The sequence below is a fragment of the Flavonifractor sp. An112 genome, from assembly GCF_904377885.1.
GTDB classification, from domain to species: domain Bacteria; phylum Bacillota; class Clostridia; order Oscillospirales; family Oscillospiraceae; genus Flavonifractor; species Flavonifractor avicola.
On record NZ_CAJFGT010000004.1, the window covers coordinates 42,871 to 63,490 of the forward strand.

Consider the following 20,620-nt stretch of genomic DNA (forward strand, 5'->3'; position numbering starts at 1 on the left):
CCCATGAAAAAGATAGAGTTGCAGCGGGTGGCCCCCGCTGACATTGAGGCCAGAAGCATGGAGATCATCGGCCAGGAGCTGGGGGACCGGGTGTTTCCCGCCGACCAGCTGCCCATCATCAAGCGGGCTATCCACACCAGCGCCGACTTCGACTATGCCGACAATCTGGTATTCTCCCCCGACGCGGTGGCGGCAGGCATTGCCGCCATCAAGGGGGGCTGCACCATCGTCACCGACACCCAGATGGCCTTCTCCGGTGTCAATAAGAAGGTGCTGGAGAAGTTCGGAGGCAAGGCGGTGTGCTTTATGTCTGACCCGGACGTGGCCGCTGAGGCCAAGGAGCGGGGGGAGACCCGGGCCACCGTGTCCATGGAGCGGGCCGCTCAGCTGGAGGGCCCCCTGGTGTTGGCCATCGGCAACGCTCCCACCGCTCTGGTGCGGGCCTGTGAGCTCATCGAGGAGGGGAAAATGGCCCCCGCTCTGGTGATCGGCGTGCCGGTGGGCTTCGTCAACGTGGTGGAGAGCAAGGAGCTGCTCCTCACCATGGACACCCCCCACATCGTGGCCCGGGGCCGCAAGGGGGGCAGCAACATCGCCGCTGCCATCTGCAACGCCCTGCTCTACCAGGCCAGCAACAACGTACGGGAGTGAACGATATGAAACCACAAGCCCTTCTGGCGGTGTCCTTCGGCACCAGCCACCGGGATACCCTGGAAAAGACCATCACCGCCATCGAGAAGGCCCTGGCCGCCGCCTTTCCGGAGCGCACTCTTCGCCGGGCCTTCACCAGCGGTATGATTTTGAGAAAGCTGGAGCGGGAGGGCACCCACATCGACGACGTACCCGCCGCCCTGGAGAAGCTGGCGACGGAGGGATACACCGACGTGCTGGTCCAGCCCACCCACATCATGAACGGCGACGAGTACGACAAGATGATGGCTCTGGCCGGCCCCTTCGAGGGCCGGTTTGAGAAGCTGACCTTCGGCCGCCCCCTGCTCACCGAGACGGGGGACTACCTGGACGCGGTGGGGGCCCTGCTCCAAGACCTGCCCCAGGCAGAGGAGGGCAAAGCCATCCTCTACATGGGCCACGGCACCGAGCACTTTGCCAACTCCTGTTACGCCCTGCTGGAGTATGTGTTCCGGGATATGGGCCGGAAGGACGTGGTCATCGGCACGGTGGAGGGCTACCCCGGCTTTGGGGAGGCGGTGCGCCGTATCCAAGAGCTGGGTGCCACAAACGTAGAGCTGCGCCCCCTGATGATCGTGGCGGGCGATCACGCCAAAAACGATCTGGCGGGGGAGGAGGAGGACTCCTGGAAGTCCCTGCTGGAACAAGAGGGCTACGCCGTCAACTGCGTGCTCCAGGGCCTGGGAGAGTTTCCCAGTATCCAGGCCCTCTTCGTCAAGCACGCCGGAGAGGCCAAACAACTCCAGGCGTAAGCCTGTTTGCATAGAGGGCCGGGAAAAGGGAAGCCGGGTGCAAATCCCGCGCAGTCCCGCTGCCGTAAGAGAAGAGCCGCCGGGCACCATGTCACTGGGAAAACCTGGGAAGACGCGCGGTGGCAGAGAGGCTCAAGCCGGAAAACCTTGCCCGGCCCGGAAACCACCCACCTACGAGTGATAGGAAAGGATGAAACAACCATGAAAACTCTGACTGCCAACAAAACCGTCCGCGCCGCGGCGGTGCTGGTGGGGCTGCTGGGTCTGATGACCATGAGCGCCTCCGCCATGCACATCGCCGAGGGTATGCTGCCGGTGAACTGGGCCATTGGCTGGGGCGCGGTGTGCGTACCCTTCGTGGTGGCCGGCTTCTTCTCCATCAAGAAGAAGATCGACCAGGCCCCCCGGGCCAAGATCCTGCTGGCCATGTGCGGCGCCTTCGCCTTCGTGCTGTCCGCCCTGAAGATCCCCTCGGTGTCCGGCTCCTGCTCCCACCCCACCGGTGTGGGCCTGGGCGCCATCCTGTTCGGGCCCCTGGTGATGACGGTGCTGGGCCTCATCGTGCTGCTCTTCCAGGCCCTGCTGCTGGCCCACGGCGGCCTCACCACCCTGGGCGCCAACGTATTCTCCATGGCCATTGCCGGGCCTATCGTGTCCTGGCTGGTCTATAAGCTGCTGCGGAAGGCCAAGGCTCCCGCCGCTGTGGCGGTGTTTGCCGCCGCCGCCCTGGGTGACCTCTTCACCTATGTGGTCACCTCGGTCCAGCTGGGGGTCATCAACGGCGGCATGGTGAAGTTCCTTACCATCTTCGCTGTGACCCAGATCCCTCTGGCCATTGCCGAGGGCCTGCTCACCGTGGTCATCTTCAACGTGCTGGAGAAGTACAGCAAGACCGAGCTCCATGAGCTGCAGGTGCTGTAAGGAGGGGACGGATATGAAAGTTTGGCAGAAAAATTTGATTTTGATCCTGTTGGTGGTGGTCATTGCCGCCGTGCCCCTGTGGCTGCTGCCCAATGCTGAGTTCGGCGGAGCCGACGGCCAGGCTGAGGAGGCCATTATGGAGCTTAACCCCGACTATGAACCCTGGTTTGAGCCCATTCTGGAGCCCGCCAGCGGCGAGGTGGAGTCCATGCTCTTTGCCCTCCAGGCCGCCATCGGCGCCGGTGTGGTGGGCTTCATTCTGGGCCGCATCACCAAGAAGCCGGACGGGAAAGAGAAAGGAACGAACTGACCATGGGCACCGACCGCTACGCCTATCAGTCCCGCCTGCGGCGGGTGTCTCCCATGCCCAAGCTGCTGCTGACGGTAGTCGCTCTGGTGATCTGCCTGTGCTGTGACAGCGTGGCGGTGGGCCTGTTTACCCTGATTCTGATGGGGGTACTGATTACCGCCCTGGGGGGACTTTCCCCCAGGGTGTACCTCCATTTTCTCAAGGTGCCGCTGATCTTCCTGGTCATCGGCTGCCTTACCATCGTGGCGGGGGCCTACCCCGCCGGGACGGAGATGGTGGCCGCCATTCCGGTGGGCGACAGTTTGTGGGGCTTTACCATGGATGGCCTATGGATGGGCGGACGGATCTTTTGTAAGGCCCTGGGGGCGGTGGGATGTATGTATTTTCTCTCCCTCAATACCCCCGTTACCGACCTGACCATGGCCCTGGGGAAGCTCCATGTGCCCAAGCTGCTGGTGGAGCTGATGGAGCTGATCTACCGCTTCATCTTCGTGCTGGCCGAGACGGCCGACCACATCCGCACCGCCCAGGATTCCCGGCTGGGCTACCGGGGGTTCCGCCGGTCGGTGTCCTCCCTGGGGATGCTGGCATCCATGGTGTTCCTGCGGGCATGGCGAAAGGCCGACCGTATCTATACCGCCCTGGAGTCCCGGGGCTATACCGGCAGCCTCACCACCCTGAATGATGCCTACCGTCCGGGGTGGGGGCTGCTCCCCCTCACCGTATTTGCGGCGGCGGGGCAGATCGCCATTTGGTTTGTGGAAGGGAGGCTGCTGCCGTGAAGGCCATCCAGGCAGAAGATCTGTGCTATACTTATGAGGACGGCACCGTAGCGCTGGACCATATTACCTTTGCCGCGGAAAAGGGCAAGGTCACCGGTATTCTGGGGGCCAACGGGGCGGGCAAATCCACCCTGTTTCTCAGCCTCAACGGGGTGCTCACCCCCAAGAGCGGCAAAGTGCTGCTGGGGAGCCAGCCGGTGCGCTACGATAAAAAGGGCCTGCTGGAGCTGCGCCGCCGGGTGGGTATCGTGTTCCAGGACCCGGACGATCAGCTCTTCTCCGCCGACGTGTACCGGGACGTGTCCTTCGGCGGGGTGAACCTGGGCCTGCCGGCAGAGGAGGTCCGCCGCCGGGTGGAAGCGGCTCTGGACCGCACCGGCGTGTCCCATCTGCGGGACAAACCCGCCCACGCCCTGTCCTATGGCCAGAAGAAGCGGGTGGCCATCGCCGGAGTGCTGGTGATGGAGCCGGAGGTGCTCATTCTGGATGAGCCCACCGCCGGTCTGGACCCCCAGGGTGTGAGCGACATCATGAAGCTGCTCACCCGCCTGCGGGACGAGCTGGGCATGACGGTGCTCATCGCCACCCATGACATGGACATCGTGCCCCTGTACTGCGACTACGCCTACCTGCTGGGGGGCGGCAAGGTGCTGCTGGAGGGCACGCCGGAGCAGCTCTTTGCCGACCCGGCGGCCCTGCGGGCCAATCATCTCCGTCTGCCCCGTATCGCCCACCTGATGGAGGTGCTGCGGGAGGTGGATGGTCTGGACGCCGACCGGTCCGCCGCCACCATCGGGGCGGCCCGGCGGGAGATCCTGCGAATGCTCAAGGAGGAAAACCAATGAGAGGAATGTTGTACGGCGTGGGGGTTGGCCCCGGCGATCCCGAACTGATGACCAAGAAGGCGGAGCGCATCATCCGCCAGGCGGCGGTGCTGGCCGTGCCCGACCCGGGCCGGGGGGAGAAGACCGCCCTCAATATCGTGGGGGAACTGGCCGACGGCAAGGAACTGCTCACCTGCGAGGCCCCTATGGTGCGGGACCATGCCGCTCTGGACGGGGCCTACGAGCGCAACGCCGACCGGGTGTGCGCCGCCCTGGACGGGGGCAAGGACGTGGCCTTCATCACCCTGGGGGACCCCACGGTGTACTCCACCTACCTCTACCTCCACAAAAAAGTGGTGGCCCGGGGGTATGACGCCCAGATCATCCCCGGCGTTCCCTCCTTCTGTGCGGTGGCCGCCAAGCTGAACATGGCCCTGTGTGAGAAGAGCGAGCGGCTGCTCATCGTCCCCGCCTCCCACAAGGATGTGTCCGACTGCCTGGACCTGGACGCCAACCTGGTGTTCATGAAGGCGGGCCGTGAGATCGGGGCGTTGAAGGATACCCTGGCAGCCCACGGCCTGCTGGACAAGGCCAGCCTGGTAGCCAACTGCGGCATGGAGGGGGAACTGGTGTGCCCCCGCTTTGCCGAGTTGGAGGAAGGCAGCGGCTACTTCTCGGTGGTGCTGGTGAAAAAGGGGGAAGAGGCGTGAAGCTTATTATGACCGGCCTGGACTGGCATAAAGCCCCCATCGACCTGCGGGAACAGCTGTCCTTCACCCGCAATCAGGTGCTGGAGCTGGACCGCCGCCTGTCCCGCCGGGAAGGGGTGGAGGGCTGTGTACTGCTGTCCACCTGCAACCGAACTGAGCTCTACCTGTCCTGCGGGGAGGGCCCCCTCCCCGACCCGGGAAGGCTGCTGTGCGCCGAGGCGGGGGTGGAGTACGGCCCCTTTGAGGCCGCTTTTGTCACCCGGACGGGGGAGGAGGCGGCCCGCCACCTGATGGAGGTGGCTGGCGGCCTGCGCTCCCAGATCTGGGGGGAGGATCAGATTGTCACCCAGGTGAAGGGAGCCGTCCAGGCTGCCCGTGAAGTGGGCACGGCGGACGGGGTATTGGAGACCCTGTTCCGCAACGCCGCCGCCGCGGGCAAGGAGATCAAGACCCGCGTCCGCTTTATTGGCGTGCCCCGGTCGGCGGCCCGGTCCGCTGTGGATAAGCTGTCCGCCCACCTGGGGAGCCTGAAGGGCCGGAAGGCCCTGGTCATCGGCAACGGGGAGATGGGGCGGCTGGCCGCCTCCCTGCTCCACCAGGCAGGGTGCGCCGTTACCGTGACTCTGCGCAGCTACCACCACGGGGAGACCGTGGTGCCCGCCGGGTGCGCCGTTACCCCCTATGATGGGCGGTATCAGGCCATGGAGGGCATGGACCTGGTGATCTCCGCCACCACCAGCCCCCACTATACCGTGACGGCCTGGGAACTGGCGGAGCTGTCCCGGCCCCCTCATGTGCTGGCCGACCTGGCCATCCCTCGGGATATCGAGCCCCAGGTTGCCACCCTGCCCGGATTCACCCTCTATAATGTGGACGACCTGGGGGTGGACGCCAGCCGGGAACTTCCACCGGAGGCAGCGGAAATTGTGGAAAAGTATCTGGACCGGCTGAACCAGTGGGAGAACTACAAGAATTGCCTGCCCGGCCTGGAGCGGGTGAAGCAGGCGGTGGCCGCCCGTGTGCTGTCCACCGACCTGGAGGGCCCGGAGGCCCGGGAATTGGTGGAGCTGGCGGTAAGCCGTGCGGTGGATCTGCTGTCCGGCGGGTTGAAGGACAACCTGACCCCGGAGGATCTGGAGCGGTGTGCCGCCAAGATTGAAGTGCATACTGCCGCCAAGCCCCGGTGGAGTTTACCGCCGGAAAAGCACTTCCGTTTTCCACTTTTCATCGACCTGGTGGGGAAAACTGCTGTGGTCATCGGCGGCGGCGTGGTGGCCTGCCGCCGGGCGGAGGTATTGGCCCGCTTCGGGGCGGAGGTCACCGTTATCGCCCCCAGGTGTAAACCCCTGGACGGGCGCATACAGTGGGAAGGACGGCCCTATGCCCCCGGCGATCTGGCGGGCGCCGCTATTGCGGTGGCCGCCACCGACGATCGCTCCGTCAACCGCGCTGTGGGGGAGGAGGCCCGCGCCCTGGGTATCCCGGTGAGCGTGGCCGACGCCCCGGAGGAATGCACCTTCTTTTTCCCCGCCATCTGCACCGGGGACAACATCGTGGCCGGAGTGGCGGGGCGGGGAGACGACCACGCCCGCACCGCCCGGGCCGCCAAGGCCATCCGGGCCGTACTGGAGGGATTGGAATGAAGACCATACGGGTGGGCAGCCGGGAGAGCAAGCTGGCTGTCATTCAGTCTGAGCTGGTGATGGAGGCCATCCGGGCCCATCACTCGGAGATTGCGTTAGAGCTGATGACCATGAAGACCACCGGCGACAAGATCCTGGACCGCACCCTGGACAAGATCGGCGGCAAGGGCCTCTTTGTGAAGGAGCTGGACGCTGCCCTGCTGGACGGCCGGGTGGATCTGACGGTACACAGCTGCAAGGATCTGCCCATGGAGGAGGACCCGGCCATTCCTCTGGCGGGCTTCTCCAAGCGGGAGGACCCCCGGGATGTGCTGGTACTCCCTGAGGGCGTGACCGAGCTGGACCCCGCCAAGCCCATCGGCTGCGCCTCCGCCCGGCGGGCGGTGCAGCTCAAGGCCCTGTTCCCCCACATGGAGGTGGCTCCGGTGCGGGGCAATGTGCTGACTCGCCTGCGCAAGCTGGACGAGGGCCAGTATTCCGCCCTGGTGCTGGCTGCCGCCGGTCTGAAACGGCTGGGGCTGGAGGGGCGCATCACCCGGTATTTCACTGTGGAGGAGATGATCCCGGCGGCGGGTCAGGGCATTATGGCTCTCCAGACCCGGGCCGGGGAGGACCTGAGCTATCTCAGCGGCGTGGTGGATGAAGCGGGCACCCTGTGCGCCCAGGCCGAGCGGGCCTTTGTCCGCAAGCTGGACGGAGGCTGTTCCTCTCCCATTGCCGCCCACGCCGTGATCGAGGGGGAGACCATCACCCTCACCGGCCTCTATGTGGACGAGGCCGGGCAGGTGTTCCGGGACAAGATCTCCGGACCCAAGGAACAGGGAACCGCGCTGGCGGAGCAGCTGGCCAATTCCATGAAGGAGGGAAATCCATGCCTGGTAAAGTAACATTGGTGGGGGCGGGGCCGGGCGATCCTAGCCTGTTGACCCGGAAGGGGCTGGAGGTCCTCCAGAAGGCGGAGGTGGTGGTGTATGACCGGCTGGTCAGCCCCGCCATCCTGGCCATGATGCCCGAGAAAGCCGAGCACATCGACGTGGGCAAGCAGGCCTCCCGCCACCCGGTGCCTCAGGATCAGATCAACCAGATCCTGCTGGACAAGGCCCTGGAGGGCAAGAATGTGGTGCGCCTCAAGGGCGGCGACCCCTTCCTCTTTGGCCGGGGCGGCGAGGAGTTGGAGCTGCTGGCCCAGCACGGCGTCTCCTTTGAGGAGGTGCCTGGCATCACCTCCGCCATTTCCGCCCCCGCCTACGGCGGTATTCCGGTGACCCACCGGGACTGCTGCTCCTCCCTCCACATCGTCACCGGCCATCAGCGGGCGGGGAAGGAGCTGGACATTGATTTTGAGGCTTTGGTGCGCACAAAGGGCACCCTGGTCTTTTTGATGGGCGTCTCTGCCCTGCCCCAGATCTGCAAGGGACTGCTGGACGCGGGCATGGAGCCCCATATGCCCGCCGCCGTGGTGGAGCGGGGCACCACCCCCGCCCAGCGGCGCATTTCCGCCACCCTGGGCACCCTGCCCGCTGTGGCGGAGAAAGCCCAGGTGGAGAGTCCTGCCGTCATTGTGGTGGGCAAGGTGTGTGCTCTGGCGGAGGACTTTGACTGGTTCGACAAGCTGCCCCTGAAGGGCAGACGGGTGGTGGTCACCCGGCCTCGGGAGCGGGCGGGTACCCTGTCTGCCCGGCTGCGTGCCCTGGGGGCCGATGTGTGGGAGTATCCCTGCATCGCCACCGTCCCCCTGGACCCCTGTCCCGAAGTGGACAGGGCCATGGAGGGGCTTTCTGACTATGAGTGGCTGGTCCTCACCAGCCCCGCCGGGGTGGAGGCTCTGTGGCAGTGGCTGGAGGGCCACGGCAAGGACGCCCGTGCCCTGGGTGGTGTCAAGCTGGCTGCCATCGGCCCCGGCACCGCCCGTGCCCTGGCGGCCCACGGTCTGAAAGCCGACTATGTGCCCGAGGTGTACGACGCCGCCCATCTGGGAGCGGGCCTGCCCGCCACCGGCAGGGTGCTGGCCCTCCGGGCGGAGGAGAGCTCTCCCGCCTTGACAGAGGGATTGGCAAGGCGTAACATTGCCTGTGACGACGTGGCCAGCTACCGCACAGTGTATGAAAACCCCCGCTCTCAGCAGCTGCGGGAGGCGGTGGAGGAGACGGAGGGCCTGCTGGTGACCTTTACCTCCGCCTCCACCGTGAAGGGCTTTGTCTCGTCCGTGGGAGAGGATGCCAATTTCTCCCGTATGGTGGGTATGTGCATCGGGGCCCAGACCGCCGCCGAAGCGCAGAAGTATGGCATCCCGGTGCGGGTGGCCCGTGAGGCCACCATGGACGCGCTGACAGACATGATTGTGGAAGGTGTTTGATATGGAATTGATCCAACGGCCCCGCCGCCTGCGGGGCAATGACGCGGTGCGCCGCCTGTGCCGGGAGACCCGGATGTCCCCCGACAGCCTGATCTACCCCATTTTTGTGGACGAGACACTCCAGGGAGTGCGGCCCATTGAGGCCCTGCCCGGCCAGAACCACTATGGCATCGACAGTGTGTGTCAGGCGGTGGAGGAGTGCCTGGCCGCCGGAGTGAACCACTGCATCCTCTTCGGCCTGCCCGCCCATAAGGACGCCATCGGCTCCTCCGCCTGGGATGCGCACGGCGTGGTCCAGGAGGCCATCCGGGCCATCAAGGCCAAATACCCCGACTTCTATATCATCACCGATGTGTGTATGTGCGAGTACACCGACCACGGCCACTGCGGCATCCTCTGCGGCCATGAGGTGGACAATGACCAGACCCTGGAGGTGCTGGCCAAGACTGCTCTCAGCCATGTGCAGGCCGGGGCCGACATGGTGGCTCCCTCCGACATGATGGACGGCCGTGTGGCCGCCATCCGGGCCATTCTGGATGAGTACGGCTATCAGACCACCCCCATCATGGCCTACTCCGCCAAGTACGCCTCCGCCTTCTACGGACCCTTCCGGTCGGCGGCAGGCTCCGCCCCCTCCTTTGGGGACCGGAAGGGCTACCAGATGGACCCCCACAACCGCAAGGAGGCCCTGAAGGAGTGCGCTCTGGACATTGAGGAGGGGGCCGACATCATCATGGTCAAGCCCGCCCTCAGCTACCTGGACGTGATCCGGGAGTGCTCCGACGCCTATGATCTGCCCATGTGCGCCTACTCCGTGTCCGGCGAGTACGCCATGATCAAGGCTACCGCCGCCGCGGGTCTCATTGACGAGTACCGCATCATGTGCGAGTCCGCCCTGTCCGTGTTCCGGGCGGGTGCCAATATGCTCATTACCTACTACGCCAAAGAACTGGCGCAGGCCATTCAGAAAGGGGACATCGGCTGATGGGACGCTCCGAAGAACTGTTTGAGCAGGCCGTGAAGGTCCTGCCCGGCGGGGTCAACTCCCCGGTGCGGGCCTACCGGGCGGTGGGTATGGCTCCCCGCTTCATTACCCGGGCCGACGGCCCCTTCATCTGGGACGAGGACGGCCGGAAGTATATCGACTATGTGTGCTCCTGGGGTCCCATGATCCTGGGCCATAACCACCCGGTGATCCGGGAGGCGGTGGAGAAGGCCGTGAAGGACGGCCTGTCCTTCGGCGCCCCCACCCGCCGGGAGGTGGAGATTGCCCAGCTCATGGTGGAGCTGGTGCCGGGCATCGAGATGGTGCGCATGGTCAACTCGGGTACCGAGGCGGTGATGTCCGCCGTCCGTCTGGCCCGTGGGGCCACCGGCCGGGACAAGATCATCAAGTTTGAGGGCTGCTACCATGGCCACTCCGACTGCCTGCTGGTGAACGCAGGCTCCTCCGCCCTGGCGGGCGGCCATCCCTCCTCCGCCGGTGTGCCCGAGGACATCGTGAAGCACACCCTTACCGCCCAGTTCAACGACCTGGCCTCCGTGGAGGCCCTGCTGGACGCTTACCCCGGCCAGATCGCCTGCATCATCGTGGAGCCGGTGGCCGCCAACATGGGCGTGGTCAATCCTGCTCCCGGCTTCCTGGAAGGATTGCGGGCCCTGTGCGACAAGAGCGGAGCCCTGCTCATCTTCGACGAGGTCATCACCGGTTTCCGGCTGGCTCTGGGCGGCGCCCAGGAGTATTTCGGTGTGAAAGCCGACCTGGTGACCTTTGGCAAGATCATTGGCGGCGGTATGCCGGTGGGCGCCTACTGCGGCAGCCGTGCCCTCATGGAGCAGGTGGCTCCCTGCGGCCCGGTGTACCAGGCGGGTACCCTCAGCGGCAACCCGGTGGCCATGGCCGCCGGTCTGGCCCAGCTCAACTACCTGAAGGACCACCCGGAAGTGTATACCGACATCGCCGCCAAGGGCGAGAAGCTGGCAGCAGGTCTGCGGGCAACCATTGACAAGACCGGCGCGCCGGTGGTGGTCAATCAGATCGGCTCTCTGCTGGCCCCCTTCTTCACCCCCACTGCTGTGTCCACCTTCGTGGACGCCAAGGGCAGCGACGTGGGCAAGTACGCCCGCTACTTCCAGGGGATGCTGGAGCGGGGCGTGGCTCTGGCCCCCGCCCAGTTCGAGGCCATGTTTGTCTCCGCCTCCCACGGGGAGGAGGAACTCCAGGCAACTCTGGCCGCTGCGGAAGCGGTATTCGCCGGACTGTAATTACAAAGCCGCTGCCTTTGGCAGCGGCTTTGTCTTTGCGTGTTCTTGACATATACCGGAAATCTGCTACACTGAGAGCAGGAACAGGAGGGAGCGCCCATGGCAAGACCGAAGAAATGCCGCCGCATCTGTGCCCTGCCCCGGCACGACACCTTTGGACCGCTGACAGGGGGCGGGGACGGGACGGTGGAGATGGCGGTGGAGGAATACGAGGCCATCCGCCTGATGGATCTGCTGGGCTGTACTCAGGAGGAGTGCGCCGCCCAGATGGGGGTGGCCCGCTCCACGGTGCAGCAGGTGTACGATACCGCCCGCAAGAAGCTGGCTCTGGCCCTGGTGGAGGGGCGGCGGTTGACCATCACCGGTGGCGACTATGCCCTGTGTCCACAGGGGGAAGTATGTCCGGGCCGGAACTGTGCGCGGCGGGACTGCGGCGGAGGCCGTTGCGGCTGCGGGGTGTGTTCCCACCCGGAGGGTCCGGGGTGTGATGGGCAAAATTCACAAAAACTTTTGAAATAAGTTGTGACAATCTGCGTACGACGTGGTATAATCAGAGCAGGGAACCGGTCCTGACCGGTGACCCAATCCCTCCTCGGAGGGTGGAAGGAGTTGAAAACGATGAAGTTCGTGTTTACTGACAAGAAGATCAATCTGCCCAACAAGGTCCATGCCTATGCCGAGAAAAAGGTGGGCAAGTTAGACCGTTACTTTAAGGCGGATACGGAGGCCGCCATCGTCTTCAGCGTGGAAAAGGACCGCAACAACGTAGAGCTGACCATCCGCTCCGGCGGCACCATCATCCGCGTAGCCGAGAGTACCTCCGATATGTTTGCCACCATCGACGCGGCGGTCTCCTCCGTGGAGCGCCAGCTGCGTAAGAATAAGAGCCGTCTGGAGAAGCGCCTGCGTCAGGATGCCTTCTCCCGCAGTGTGGACGCCGAGGAGATTTCCTCCTTTGCCCCCGAGGTGGACGAGGAGGAGTTCAAGATCGTCCGTACCAAGCGCTTCCCCATCAAGCCCATGACGGTGGACGAGGCGGTGCTCCAGATGAATCTGGTGGACCACACCTTCTTCGCCTTCAAGGACGTGGATCAGGACGGGCGCTTTGCCGTGGTCTATAAGCGCAACGACGGCGGCTACGGCCTCATCGTGGACGAGGACTGATCATTCAGACGTAAAAAAGGGAGCGGCGTAAGCCGCTCCCTTTTTTAATTATTATTCCAGAGGTGAAAACTCACCGGTGACCGCGTTGACGTAGTAGGTGCCGGTGTCGGTGACAAACCGCCATACCGGTGTCAGCTGGACCTGTCGGGTGGTGTTGCTGGAGAGCAGGTAGCCCCCGTCCATGGCATCGATGCGGCTGCACACATAGCCGCCCTCGTTGATCCCGGCCAGAAATCGGACCAGAATGGTGGGGGTGGAGAGGAGCGACTTGGTGACCGAGGCGGAAATGCTGCCGTCCAGCCGCTGTCCCTCCACCTGGACCAGGTCGTTTTCCTGCCAGTGGAGACGGATGGTGCAGGAAAAGAGGGGGGAGTTCTCCCAGCTTTGGCAGTAGGTCAGCACAGTTTCTGCGCCGGTCTGCTCCGTGTCGGACAGGGTGCCGGTAAAGCCCATGGCCTCCAGACAGGCCTGGCTGGAGGATTCATAGTCCTGGTCGTTTTCAAGACTCCAGGTCCCGGGGGTAAGGGTAATGGTAAAGCTGCCGTTCATGGAAAATTCCGCCACGCCGCCGGGGCCGGAGTAGCGGGGACGCACCTCGCTTTCTCCCTCCAGGGTGACCTCTCCCAGCAGGGCGGCGGCGATGCCGGCCTCGCCGGTCCGGTCACGGGTGACGGTGGTCACCGGCAGCGCCAGATCGTCGGGGAATTCATCCAGGGTAAAGTCGATGCCGCCCTGTTCCAGCACGGCCTGGGCGGCCTGCCTGGTTTCCGCCTGGTAGCGCTTGTCTTGGCTGGCCTGACTGCCCACAAGCAGGAGCAGGATGATGTTGACGCACAGCAGCATCAGCAGGATCACATTTTTCAGTTTAGACCATTCCATAGGAACCTCGCGATCTCGTCATTTGGCCACCCATCCGGCCTGGACGGTGTCGCCGCCGGTGTCGCTGTAGCACAGGACAAGCTCCCGGCCCTCCGGGTCCAGGGCCTCCAGAGCTGCGGCGGCCATCCGCTCGTTTAGCACCAGACTGGTTTGGCCAGCATCCTCGTACCGCCGGAACCGGAGGGTAAAGGCGGTGATCTGTCCATCCTGGATGGTGAAAAGGGCGGCGCTGTCGCCGCCGGAGAGGCTGACTTCCGCGCCATTCAGGCTATAACCATAGCGGACGGACAGACCGGTGTCGGTTTCGGTTACATCCATCAGATAGATGCGGGCGGCGCCGCAGTAGCGGCCCACCGTATCGGCGGCCATCCGCCGGGTGGTCTCCACCACCTCGGTGATGTCGTAGCCATACTCACTCCCCACGGGGTAGCGGGAACTGGTGCCCTCTGCCGTGGTATAGGAGACGGTGCCGGTATTGCTGATCTCCAAGGTCTCCTGGCCCTCCCGGATACGGATACCGTTGGGAATGGCATAGTAGGAGGTCTGGAAGGAGAGAGCTTGCTGCAGACTGCTGATCAGCGTGTCGTCCAGGTTGGCCAGGGGATTGGAGGCGCGGTAAATGTTGGGGGTGGGTGCGGAAGCGGAGATGAGCACATAGGGGTCCAGCCCGTTATAGCCGCTGTCCGTGCCCAGCTCAAAGGCAAAGGGAACGCCGTTGCCGCCGTAACCGGCGATCAGCTCGTCCATGTGCCCCTGATAGGTCACTGCCGTTTTACAGGTATAATACAGGCCGTCACTCTCATTATGATAGTACAGCCGCACCCCGTCGTCCGCCAGAGCCACGGCGATCCGCCGGGCGGAGCCGGTGAGGGCGGTGTTGATGCCCCCCTCGCCGGTCCAGGCGCTGAGGGTCTCCAGAGGGATCTTGCCCAGAAAATCAAACCAGACACCGGGGGCACTCAAAGCGACCTGCCATACCGATTCGGTGACCACCGTGGGGGAGTCTGCACTGGACAGGGCTTCGCCCAACAGAATGCCCACGCTGTCATACAGTTTGTCGGTCTGGGTGGTGTTGTACTGGACCGCATAGCGGTTCACCCCGTCGCATACCGCGATACGGACCGGTCGGGCGGCGGCGGTGAGCTGCACGGTGTTGCCGGGGTCGGAGGTCTCCACAGTGCTCTGAGGGCGGAAGAGGGAGATCAGCCCGCTCAGCAGTCCCTGGGAGCCGGAGACCCGGTTTTGTACCAGGGCAAGGCCGGTCAGATAGATGGCGGACAGGGAGAGCAGCACGATGAGCAGGGTCTTGAGTTGCTCCACTCCCCGGTTTCGGCGGCGTCTCGGTTTACTCCTTTCCATGGCGAGGCCCCTCCGTCAGCAGGGTGATGCGCACCGTCAGGCCGGGACCGGGCCGGTCCAGCAGTTCGATGGTGCCCTCGTGCCGGTCGATGATCTCCTTGGCGATGGAGAGGCCCAGTCCGGTGCCGCCGGACTCCCGAGAGCGGGCCTTGTCCACCCGGTAAAATCGCTCAAAGATGCGGCCCCGGTCGGCTTCGGGAATGCCTATGCCGTTATCGGCCACCTCCATCCACACCTTACCCGGCCACTGGCCGGCGGAGATACGGATGTGGCCGCCATCGGGGGTGTACTTGATGGAGTTGGAGACGACGTTCATCATTACCTGCAAAATACGTTCCCGGTCGCCCACGATTTCGGGCAGGGTAGGGGGGAGCTTCAGTTCCACCTGATGGCCGTGGCGCTGGGCCTCCATCAGAATGGCGTTGTATACATCCTGCACCGCCTGTCCGAAGGAGAAGGGGGCCAGCTTCAGCTCCGACCGGCCGGAGTCGAACCGGGAGAGGGTGAGAAGGTCCTGCACGATGTGGGTCATCCGGTCGGACTCATTGAGAATGACCCCCAGGAAATTCTTTTCTGTGTCAGGGGGCAGCTCTCCGGCGTTGTCTACCAGAGTTTCTGCGTAGGAGCGGATGTTGGTCAGGGGGGTGCGCAGCTCGTGGGACACGTTGGCCACAAACTCCCGGCGCATCTCCTCGGTCTTATGCTGCTCCGTGACGTCATGGATCATCACCAGCACGCCGCCCAGCCGCTCCTGGTCAAAGGGGGTGAGCAGCAGCTCCAGGCTCTTGCCGCCCACGGTACGGGTCCCGTCCAGGTAGCCGGGGGATTGGACCGCCAGCACCCCCTGGAGGGGTGCAATGTCGGAGAACAGGGTATCATAGTTGACGCTGCCGCCAATGGGAATGGCCGTCCCCAGCAGTTCCTCGGCGGCAGGGTTGGACTGGATCACAGCGCCGTCCCGGGCAAAGGCCACCACGCCGTCGGTCATGTGGAGGAACAGGGTGCCCAGCTTGTTGCGCTCGTTCTCCACCTCCTCCAGGGTGTGGTGGAGCTGACGGGCCATGTCGTTGAAGGTGCCGGTGAGGATGCCGATCTCATCCCGGGAGGCTACCTCCAGTTTCTGAGAAAAGTCGCCGTTGGCCACCCGCTCCGCACCCTCGGTAAGCCGCTCAATGGGGGTGATGAGGGTCTTGGACAGCAGGAAGGAGAGGAGCACCGAGATCACCAGACCGAAAACCAGAGCCTCCACGATGAGGGTGATCAGTTCGCTGTTCAGGGCGGCGGCGTTGGTACCGTCGTCCCGGACATAGATGATATAGCGCTGGTCCCCGCGCTGAACGGCCACAGCCACATCCATATAGGAGGCGGAGGGGGTGCTGTCGTCGCTCTTTTCCTCTCCGGCCAGCACCCGCATCAGATTGCGGGAGTCCATGTCCAGAGGCTGGTCGGCGTCCTGCTCGTCAGAGCCCGCCAGCCAGTGGCCGTCCTTACCGTCCAGCACATAGTATTTCCGGCTGCGGTTGTCCACGCCCAGGGTGCCGTTGTAGGCGTTGAGGATCTCGGCAATGCTGGCAGCGCCGTCCTGCTCGCCGGGGGTTGGGGTGTTCAGATCCGCCCAGAACACCTCGTCGGCAAAGGCCTCCGACATCTGGGTGTAGAAGTCCTGGGTGTAGTAATTGGCCACAGAGTTGATGAGGAACGCGCCCACAACGGTCATCAGCAGAATGATGAGCAGCGTCATGATGAGCATGAGCTTCATGTGCAGGCTGCGGAACATACTGTGGACCACTCCTCTCTTGCAAAAAATAAAGACAGGGCGGGCAGGGACGGCTGCCCCGGCCCGCCAAGATTGCTTCTATCAGGCGTTGAAATAATAGCCCAGGCCTCTCCGGGTCACTATGAACTGGGGAGAGGCCGGATCGTCCGATTCCCGGCGGCAGAGCCGCCGGGAGCCCTGGAGATCATTGCATCTGGCCGGGAAAAGTGAAGTTCCCCGGCCATCAAGGATTTGCCCGCTGGGCAAATCGCTTGTACGGCGCAGGCGCCGCCCCGCTGTGCGGGGGGCCGTGGAGGACGATCCGGACAGTTGGCGCAGGGTTACGCGTTAAAATAGTATCCCAGGCCTCTCCGGGTCACTACAAACTGGGGAGAAGCCGGGTCGTCCTCCACTTTTTCACGGAGGCGGCGGACGGCCACGTCCACAGCCCGCACGTCACCCACATAGCCCTCGTAGTTCCAGACGTGCTCCATGAGGGCCTCCCGGGAGAACACCTTGCCTGGCTGGGAGGCCAGGAATTTGATCAGCTCGTACTCCCGCTGGGTCAGATCCAGGGGCCGCCCATCCTTACAGACCACCATCTGATCGGGATCGATGGAAATACGGCCCAGCTCCATCCGGCTGCCGGAGGGTGCGGCTGCGGGAGCTCCGGCCACCATCTCATTGCGGCGGATGTTGGCCTTTACCCGGGCCAGCAGTTCCCGCATGGAGAAGGGTTTGGTGATATAGTCGTCGGCGCCCAGCTCCAGGCCCAGCACCTTATCGGTCTCCTCCTCCCGGGCGGTGAGCATGATGACCGGGGTGGAGCGGTTCTCCTTGCGGAGGTTGCGGCACACATCAAAGCCGTCCATTTTGGGCAGCATCAGGTCCAGCAGGATCAGGTCGGGATTCTGCTCCAGCGCCAGCTGGAGTCCCGCCTGACCATCATAGGCCTCCAGCGTCTCGTAGCCTTCCTTGGTCAGATTGAAGCTGAGGATGTCCACAATGTTCTTCTCATCCTCCACGATCAGAATGCGCTTGCTCATGCCAACCTCCTGTCTTTACAGACCCAGCAGCTGCTTGACCTTCAGCACCAGGGCCACCGTCTTGGCGTCCACGATCTCCCCGTCCATGACCTGCTGGGCCAGCTGGGCAAAGGGCACCCGCTCCACCTCCAGAAATTCGTCGTCATCCGGGTGGCAGGCGCCCTGCTTCAGATCCTGAGCCAGATACATATGGAGTACCTCGGAGGAGAAGCCGGGGGAGAGGTACAGGCAGCCCAGATAGGTCAGCTTGCCGCAGGTGACGCCCACTTCTTCCTCCAGCTCACGCAGAGCGGCGGGGCGGTGGTCCTCTCCCTTCTCCAGCTTGCCGGCGGGCAGCTCGGTGACCACGGCCTGGAAGGGATAGCGGAACTGCCGTACAATGCTGACGGTACCGTCGTCAAACAGGGGCAGCACAGCCACCCCGCCGGGGTGCTCTACTACTTCCCGCCGGGTGATCCTGCCGTTGACCAGCTGGGCCTTGTCCAGCTTCAGGGTGACAATTTTACCTTCAAAGAGCGTTTCGCTCTCTACAGTCTTTTCCCACAGTTCCATCCGGCATATCCCCTTTTCTTACATCGGTTAGATGCATTATATCATACTTCCAGGTTCCGTGCCACCCTCAGCTTTTCCAATCAAGCCAATCATTACAGCTGTACGGAAGGGGCCGGAACGGGTATAATCGTTCCTGCATTTGAGAGGAGGCAGACTATGACCATCCAGCCCATCGGCAGCGCCAGCGTTGCCCTGTACATCACCCCCGCCGACCTGAAGGAGCACGGCCTGACACCGGCGGGGCTCACTCTGGAGCAGGCCCTGGAGCTGACCCGTACCGCCTTCCGGCAGGCGGGTATGGATCTGGAGGGCTCCATTGAGATCGAGGCCTACCCGGAGTCCTGCGGCGTGCTGGTGTTTGCCCACGTGCGTCCGCCGGAACAGCGGTGGTTCTCCTTTGCCTGCCTGGAGGACTTGGCTGCCGCCGCCCGGGTCCTGGATCAGCCCAGGCCGGATGCCGCCCTGCTGTGGTGGGAGGGGCGGTGGTGGCTTTCTCTGCCCGCCGGGGCGGAGCAGACTGCCGTACGGCTTTCTGAGTTCGGCCGCAGCGAGGCCGGGCGGCCCCATCTGGAAGCCAGTCTGGCAGAGCACGGGCGTATGGTCTTTCCTGCCGATGCTCTGGCCGGGGTGCTGACCTACTTTCCCGTCTGAGCTATTGACAGCTGTGGTATAATATCAACAGTTGCCGCACAGTGCGCGGCAGGATACCATCGTATCCAGGCGTTTTGCGGGCAAAACGCCTGCTGTTGATGTTACACCATGGCCAAAACCGGCTGCGCCGGTTTTCCGCCGCTCTGCGGCGTACAAGCCGGAATGGCTTGTGGCCATGGTATAATATACGCTCAAGAGATCTGTCCCGGTTGGGAGGTGGCGGAATGGAGAGCAAGGGCGTCAAAATCGTGGCCAAGAACAGCAAGGCCTACCACGACTATTTTATTGAGGATAAGTACGAGGCAGGCATTGAGCTGGCAGGCACCGAGGTCAAGTCCATCCGCCAGGGCCACGTCAACCTGAAGGACTCTTTCTGTATCGTCAAGGATGGGGAGATGCACGTCCATGGGATGCACATCAGTCCCTATGAGAAGGGCAACATCTTCAACAAGGACCCGTTGCGGCCCCGCCGTCTGCTGATGCACAAGCGGGAGATCCTGCGGCTCTTTGCCAAGGTCAAGCAGGACGGATACGCGCTGGTTCCCCTGTCCATCTATTTCCGAGGCCCCCGGGTCAAGCTGGAAGTGGGCCTGGCCAAGGGCAAAAAGCTCTATGACAAGCGGGATTCCGCCGCTGCCAGGGACGCCAAGCGGGAGATGGACCGCACCATGAAATCACACCGCCGCGGCGGTTATTGACAAGGGGGGCACAGCCCCCGAAGAAAGGAAGGAAAACCAAATGGCTCAGAATCCCATTGTGACCTTTGAAATGGAAAACGGCGGCAAGATGGTGGCCGAGCTCTACCCCGATGTGGCTCCCAACTCCGTCAACAACTTTATCAGCCTGGTGAAGTCCGGCTTCTATAACGGCCTGATCTTCCACCGTGTGATCCCCGGCTTCATGATCCAGGGCGGCTGCCCCCAGGGCACCGGTATGGGTGGCCCCGGCTACTCCATTAAGGGTGAGTTTGCCCACAACGGCGTGAAGAACGACCTGAAGCATGACCGGGGTGTGCTGTCCATGGCCCGTGCCATGCATCCCAATTCCGCCGGCAGCCAGTTCTTCATTATGGTGGAGAAGGCTCCCCATCTGGACGGCGAGTACGCCGCCTTCGGCAAGGTGATCGAGGGCATGGACGTGGCCGACGCCATTGTCAATGTGAAGCGGGACCGGATGGACCGCCCCTACGAGGATCAGCGGATGAAGTCCGTCACCGTGGAGACCTTCGGTGTGGACTATCCCGCGCCGGAGAAGTGCTGAGTCTGACCGGCTGCCAGTAAAGTGTTACCTGTCGCGGCGCGGCTTGACCGCGCCGCTCCATGGGGGCGTACTGGTTTCGACGGGGACGTAGAGGCGGGAATAGCGGGCGGATGTGCCTGACATCCTTAAAACGGGCAACTTATAAATTAAAGAACAACGATAACGTTGAGCTTGTCGCGGCTTAAGCCGTGACCGTCCCGTCCGGAAGGACCACGAGCCGGAACGGGGCGTCGTTTAGTGGTGCACGTGTGTGCGCAAAGCTTTGAGCGCACCATGAACAATGAAGCTACCAAGCCCTGAAGTTTGACGGCCTACGTCAGGGTGCGGGAATGTAAATGACCGTCTGCGCCCGGAGAAGTTCCCGTTGAAGCGTTTTCGGACGGGGGTTCGACTCCCCCCGCCTCCACCAAAAGAGAGCCAGACGAACACCACGCCGACCATTTACATGGTCGATGGAGTGTTCGTCTTGGTCTGTCCGCTATGTGCGGAGAAATGAGAAAAGAGGCCGCTATGCAGGGTATTCCCTGTATAGCGGCCTCTTTTTGTTTTTTGCCCATGCTCTAACGGAATACGTGATTTTCTCACAAAATCCAGCGGGAATTTAAAATCCTTGTTAGAATCTCACGTAAAGGAGCTTGGCTATGATTAGGATTTTACTGTCCACCCGGCTTGGCGAGCGGAGGTGGACGCAAGCGGATCT

At 63.4% G+C, this 20,620-nt stretch carries 22 protein-coding genes, 1 other RNA gene and 1 riboswitch; of the genes, 18 read left to right on the plus strand and 5 right to left on the minus strand.

Going from position 1 to position 20,620, the window contains the following annotated elements; all coding sequences use genetic code 11:
• The first annotated feature begins 3 nt into the window (after window positions 1–3).
• From IHN22_RS01150 to raiA, 14 genes are all read left to right on the plus strand, one after another.
• Window positions 4–651, plus strand: coding sequence for a precorrin-8X methylmutase (locus tag IHN22_RS01150; protein WP_191433109.1), 648 nt, complete (start codon window positions 4–6; stop codon window positions 649–651).
• A 5-nt stretch (window positions 652–656) separates the two neighbouring features.
• The gene (locus tag IHN22_RS01155) at window positions 657–1,442 is read left to right on the plus strand and encodes a sirohydrochlorin cobaltochelatase (RefSeq protein ID WP_191433110.1); all 786 of its coding nucleotides are present in this window, start codon (window positions 657–659) and stop codon (window positions 1,440–1,442) included.
• Window positions 1,425–1,611, plus strand: a riboswitch (cobalamin riboswitch). (Overlaps the previous gene by 18 nt.)
• 98 nt (window positions 1,612–1,709) lie before the next feature.
• Window positions 1,710–2,363, plus strand: a complete 654-nt coding sequence (locus tag IHN22_RS01160; RefSeq protein WP_242955329.1) for an energy-coupling factor ABC transporter permease — start codon at window positions 1,710–1,712, stop codon at window positions 2,361–2,363.
• Window positions 2,364–2,376: 13 nt separating this feature from the next.
• On the plus strand, window positions 2,377–2,673 hold the full coding sequence (locus tag IHN22_RS01165) for an energy-coupling factor ABC transporter substrate-binding protein (protein WP_087270639.1): 297 nt from the start codon (window positions 2,377–2,379) through the stop codon (window positions 2,671–2,673).
• Window positions 2,674–2,675: 2 nt separating this feature from the next.
• Window positions 2,676–3,455: a cobalt ECF transporter T component CbiQ gene (gene cbiQ / locus IHN22_RS01170; protein ID WP_191433111.1), complete on the plus strand. Its 780-nt coding sequence runs from the start codon at window positions 2,676–2,678 to the stop codon at window positions 3,453–3,455.
• A complete protein-coding gene (locus tag IHN22_RS01175) occupies window positions 3,452–4,300 on the plus strand; it encodes an ATP-binding cassette domain-containing protein (protein ID WP_191433112.1) in 849 nt (282 codons plus the stop codon). Before cbiQ ends, IHN22_RS01175 begins: the two co-directional genes overlap by 4 nt.
• On the plus strand, window positions 4,297–4,989 hold the full coding sequence (gene cobI, locus IHN22_RS01180) for a precorrin-2 C(20)-methyltransferase (protein ID WP_191433113.1): 693 nt from the start codon (window positions 4,297–4,299) through the stop codon (window positions 4,987–4,989). Before IHN22_RS01175 ends, cobI begins: the two co-directional genes overlap by 4 nt.
• Complete coding sequence (locus IHN22_RS01185; RefSeq protein ID WP_300985275.1) at window positions 4,986–6,632, plus strand: NAD(P)-dependent oxidoreductase; 1,647 nt, start codon at window positions 4,986–4,988, stop codon at window positions 6,630–6,632. The genes cobI and IHN22_RS01185 overlap by 4 nt, the downstream gene beginning before the upstream one ends.
• Complete coding sequence (gene hemC, locus IHN22_RS01190) at window positions 6,629–7,519, plus strand: hydroxymethylbilane synthase (protein ID WP_191433114.1); 891 nt, start codon at window positions 6,629–6,631, stop codon at window positions 7,517–7,519. Before IHN22_RS01185 ends, hemC begins: the two co-directional genes overlap by 4 nt.
• Window positions 7,504–8,988, plus strand: a complete 1,485-nt coding sequence (gene cobA / locus IHN22_RS01195; protein WP_191433115.1) for a uroporphyrinogen-III C-methyltransferase — start codon at window positions 7,504–7,506, stop codon at window positions 8,986–8,988. The genes hemC and cobA overlap by 16 nt, the downstream gene beginning before the upstream one ends.
• Window position 8,989: 1 nt before the next feature.
• Window positions 8,990–9,973: a porphobilinogen synthase gene (gene hemB / locus IHN22_RS01200; protein ID WP_191433116.1), complete on the plus strand. Its 984-nt coding sequence runs from the start codon at window positions 8,990–8,992 to the stop codon at window positions 9,971–9,973.
• Window positions 9,973–11,253, plus strand: a complete 1,281-nt coding sequence (gene hemL, locus IHN22_RS01205; RefSeq protein WP_191433117.1) for a glutamate-1-semialdehyde 2,1-aminomutase — start codon at window positions 9,973–9,975, stop codon at window positions 11,251–11,253. Before hemB ends, hemL begins: the two co-directional genes overlap by 1 nt.
• A gap of 99 nt (window positions 11,254–11,352) precedes the next feature.
• On the plus strand, window positions 11,353–11,772 hold the full coding sequence (locus IHN22_RS01210) for a DUF134 domain-containing protein (protein WP_191433118.1): 420 nt from the start codon (window positions 11,353–11,355) through the stop codon (window positions 11,770–11,772).
• 99 nt (window positions 11,773–11,871) lie between these two features.
• The gene (gene raiA / locus IHN22_RS01215; protein WP_087270664.1) at window positions 11,872–12,417 is read left to right on the plus strand and encodes a ribosome hibernation-promoting factor, HPF/YfiA family; all 546 of its coding nucleotides are present in this window, start codon (window positions 11,872–11,874) and stop codon (window positions 12,415–12,417) included.
• Between the two features lie 51 nt (window positions 12,418–12,468).
• Here raiA and IHN22_RS01220 read toward each other — a convergent pair whose 3' ends face one another.
• From IHN22_RS01220 to IHN22_RS01240, 5 genes are all read right to left on the minus strand, one after another.
• Window positions 12,469–13,296, minus strand: a complete 828-nt coding sequence (locus IHN22_RS01220) for a hypothetical protein (protein ID WP_191433119.1) — start codon at window positions 13,294–13,296, stop codon at window positions 12,469–12,471.
• Window positions 13,297–13,314: 18 nt separating this feature from the next.
• The gene (locus tag IHN22_RS01225) at window positions 13,315–14,655 is read right to left on the minus strand and encodes a hypothetical protein (protein ID WP_191433120.1); all 1,341 of its coding nucleotides are present in this window, start codon (window positions 14,653–14,655) and stop codon (window positions 13,315–13,317) included.
• Complete coding sequence (locus IHN22_RS01230; protein WP_191433121.1) at window positions 14,642–16,432, minus strand: ATP-binding protein; 1,791 nt, start codon at window positions 16,430–16,432, stop codon at window positions 14,642–14,644. The genes IHN22_RS01225 and IHN22_RS01230 overlap by 14 nt, the downstream gene beginning before the upstream one ends.
• A 320-nt stretch (window positions 16,433–16,752) precedes the next feature.
• Entirely contained in the window at window positions 16,753–17,457 is a 705-nt protein-coding gene (locus tag IHN22_RS01235; protein ID WP_087331168.1) for a response regulator, read from the minus strand.
• A 15-nt stretch (window positions 17,458–17,472) separates the two neighbouring features.
• Window positions 17,473–18,009: an NUDIX hydrolase gene (locus IHN22_RS01240; RefSeq protein ID WP_087398794.1), complete on the minus strand. Its 537-nt coding sequence runs from the start codon at window positions 18,007–18,009 to the stop codon at window positions 17,473–17,475.
• A 156-nt stretch (window positions 18,010–18,165) separates the two neighbouring features.
• Here IHN22_RS01240 and IHN22_RS01245 point away from each other — a divergent pair, with 156 nt between their 5' ends.
• From IHN22_RS01245 to ssrA, 4 genes are all read left to right on the plus strand, one after another.
• Entirely contained in the window at window positions 18,166–18,660 is a 495-nt protein-coding gene (locus IHN22_RS01245) for a hypothetical protein (RefSeq protein ID WP_087331172.1), read from the plus strand.
• A gap of 224 nt (window positions 18,661–18,884) precedes the next feature.
• A complete protein-coding gene (gene smpB / locus IHN22_RS01250) occupies window positions 18,885–19,358 on the plus strand; it encodes an SsrA-binding protein SmpB (protein ID WP_087331174.1) in 474 nt (157 codons plus the stop codon).
• A gap of 40 nt (window positions 19,359–19,398) precedes the next feature.
• Entirely contained in the window at window positions 19,399–19,920 is a 522-nt protein-coding gene (locus tag IHN22_RS01255; protein ID WP_087187644.1) for a peptidylprolyl isomerase, read from the plus strand.
• Window positions 19,921–19,981: 61 nt separating this feature from the next.
• Window positions 19,982–20,329: a transfer-messenger RNA gene (ssrA, locus tag IHN22_RS01260) on the plus strand.
• The last annotated feature ends 291 nt before the right edge of the window (window positions 20,330–20,620 follow it).